We start from the raw sequence: 3,221 nt of genomic DNA on the forward strand, positions 1-3,221 counted from the left end.
GGGTGCCCGTTGCGCCGCGCGTCGGACAGCTTCTCCAGCACCAGCACACCGGCGCCCTCGGACCAGGCGGTTCCGTCGGCCGCGGCGGAGAACGACTTGCAGCGGCCGTCCGGAGCGAGTCCCCGCTGCCGCGCGAAATCGAGGAAGGTCTCCGGGGTCGCCATCACGGTGACGCCACCGGCCAGTGCCATGGTGCACTCTCCCGCGCGCAGCGCCCGGGCCGCGAGGTGCAGCGAGACCAGCGAGGAGGAACAGGCGGTGTCCACCGATACCGCCGGGCCCTCCAGTCCCAGCTGATAGGCGATCCGCCCGGAGAGCACGCTCGCCGAGGTGCCGGTGCCGAGGAATCCGGCGACGCTGTCCGGTACGGAGGCGAGTTTCGCCGCGTAGTCGTAGTACATGATCCCGGCGAACACACCGGTCGCGCTTCCCTTGAGCGAGACGGGATCGAGCCGGGCGCGTTCGAGGGCTTCCCAGCTGATCTCCAGCAGCAGCCGCTGTTGCGGGTCCATCGCCAAGGCCTCGCGCGGCGAGATCCCGAAGAACTCCGGATCGAACTCCCCGGCATCGTGCAGGAATCCGCCGTGCCGGGTATAGGTCTTGCCCGGGCGGCCGGGTTCCGGGTCGTAGAGCGCGTCCGCATCCCAGCCGGGCCGTTCGGGGAACGGGGAGATCGCGTCGGTTCCGGCGTCCACGAGATTCCACAGGTCCTCGGGCGAGCGCACCCCGCCGGGATACCGGCAGGCCATCGACACGATCGCGATCGGCTCGTCGGAAACGGACCCCGGCGATTCGGGCAGGGTGACCTCCTGTTCCTCCCCGGACAGCTGGGCCATGAGGAATCGGGCCACGTCCGCCGGTGTCGGGTGGTCGAACACCAGGGTCGCGGGCAGCCGGAGCCCGGTCTCCGTACCGAGTTCGTTGCGCAGCTCCACGGAGGTGAGCGAGTCGAAGCCGAGTTCGGTGAACGGCCGGGAGGATTCGACGCTTTCCGGGCCGGAGCGGCCGAGTACCGCGGCGACCCGGCCGCCGACCAGTTCGGCGAGCAGCGGTTCGCGTTCGGCTTCGGGCAGCGCCGCCAGGCGGTTCGCGAGCCCGCCCGGTTCGGCCCGGCTCGCCGCCGTGCGGCGCGTGCGCACCCGCACCAGTCCGCGCAGCAACGGGGAGATCTCCCTGTCCCGCGCGGTTTTCCGGGCTCCGGCCAGGTCGAGCCGGGCCGGTACCAGCAGCTCGGTGCCCTCCGCCAGGGCCGCGTCGAACAGGGCCAGTCCTTCGTCTAGTTCCAGGGCACCGAACCCGTCCCGGCCGATCCGCTCCCGGTCGGTTCCGGTGAGCCCGCTTCCCATGCCGTGCCGCCACAGGCCCCAGGCCAGTGCCTGCGCCGGTTTGCCCGCGGCCCGGCGCCGGGCGGCGAGCGCGTCCAGGTAGGTGTTCGCCGCCGCATAGGCGGCCTGGCCCGCCGATCCGGCCACTCCGGCGATCGAGGAGAACAGCACGAAGAAGTCCAGCTCGCCGGTGAGCTCGTCGAGCACCCCGGCCGCGGTGGCCTTGGCATGGAACACCGGGGCGAGCCGTTCGGGGGTGAGTTCGGCGAGTAGCCCGTCGTCGAGTACCCCGGCGGCGTGCACGACACCGGTCACCGGTGGCCCGGCGGTTTCCAGCAAGGCCCGCGCCTGGGCGCGATCCGCGACATCGGCCGCCTCGATCCGGACCGTGGCGCCGAGTTCGGTGAGCTCGGTGGCGAGCGTTTCGGCACCAGGGGCGTCCGGTCCGCGGCGGCTGACCAACAGCAGCTGCCGGATCCCGTGCGCGCGGACCAGGTGCCGGGCCAGCTCGGCGCCGAGCCCGCCGGTCCCGCCGGTGATGAGCACGGTTCCGTTCGTTTCCGGCACGGGATCGTTCGGTACGGGAACGCGCGCCAGCCGCGGCGCGAAAAGCTCGCCGTCCCGGGCGTGGACTTCGGGTTCACCGGTTCCGAGGGCCGCGGCCGCCTCGCCGGTTTCACCGCGCAGCAGCACGATCCGGCCCGGGTGTTCGGCCTGCGCGGCGCGGATCAGTCCTTCGGCCGCGGCGTGCGCGAGGCCGTCACCGGTGCGGACGAGCAGGGTTTCCTCGTGCTCCGCGGCGAGGAATTCCTGAACGGCCCGCAGCGATTCGGTCACCACCTCCAGTGGGTCACCGTCCGGTACCTCGAACACCTGGGCGGCGGGCGGCTCGCCGGTTCCCCGCTGCAGGGGTGCCAGCTCGACGCGATACAGCCCGTCCCGGGTGCGGGCGGGTGCGCTCCCGGCCGCGCGTACCTCGAGGGCCCCGATCGACGCGACCGGGGCACCGGTGGTGTCCATCAGGTCGAACGCGAACGTGCCACCGGAATCCGGGCGGGCGTGCACGCGTAGCTCCGTGGCGCCCCGGCTGTGCAGCACCAGATCACGCCAGGCGAACGGCAGCGCACCCGGATCCTCCCCGGCGACGGCGGTTGCCTGGAGTGCTGCGTCCAGCAGGGCCGGGTGCAGCCCGAAGCCGTCCGCCTCGCCCGGTTCGGGAAGGGCGACCTCGGCGAAGATCTCCGCGCCACGTGTCCAGAGCCGCCGCAGCCCCTGGAACACCGGTCCGTAGCCGAGCCCGGCGGCGGCGAGGCGGTCATAGGCGCCGTCGAGTTCGACCGCGGACGCGTCCCGCGGTGGCCAGTCCGCGCTGGAGGGGGCCACCTCCGGGTTGCCGAGAGTGCCCGTCGCGTGCGTGGTCCAGGGAAGTTCCGGCAGCCGGGAGTGGAGGGAAACTGGGCGGCGGGCGTGGCCGTCCGCGGGGCCGATGACGATCTGCACCTCGGGTGCGGTCCCGGGCTCCAGCACCAGTGGTTCCTGCAGGACCAGTTCCTCGACGCCCGCGCAGCCGGTCTCGTCGGCGGCCCGGATGGCCAGCTCGGCGAAGGCGGTTCCGGGCACGAGCACCCGATCGCCGACCACGTGGTCGGCGAGCCACGGATGCCGGTCGAGGGAGAGCCGCCCGGTCAGCAGCACGCCGTCGTGATCTGCCATCGACACCGTGGCGCCGAGCAGCGGATGGTCGGCGGCGGCCAGTCCCGCCGAGGCGACGTCCGGGGCATCGTGCTGGGCGAGCCAGAAGTGTTCGTGCTGAAACGGGTAGGTGGGCAGTTCGGTAAAGCGGCCGCTGTCCCCGAAGTACGCGGTCCAGTCGACGGGGACGCCGCTGCTGTACAG

The 3,221-nt window shown here is 72.8% G+C and carries 1 protein-coding gene; it reads right to left on the reverse strand.

Features of this window, described 5'->3' with window-relative positions; all coding sequences use genetic code 11:
• On the reverse strand, positions 1-3,221 hold a 3,221-nt coding region (locus AD72_RS35040), incomplete at both ends, for a type I polyketide synthase (protein WP_031470957.1).

Source organism: Sciscionella sediminilitoris, from assembly GCF_000737195.2.
In the GTDB taxonomy this organism is placed as follows: domain Bacteria; phylum Actinomycetota; class Actinomycetes; order Mycobacteriales; family Pseudonocardiaceae; genus Sciscionella; species Sciscionella sediminilitoris.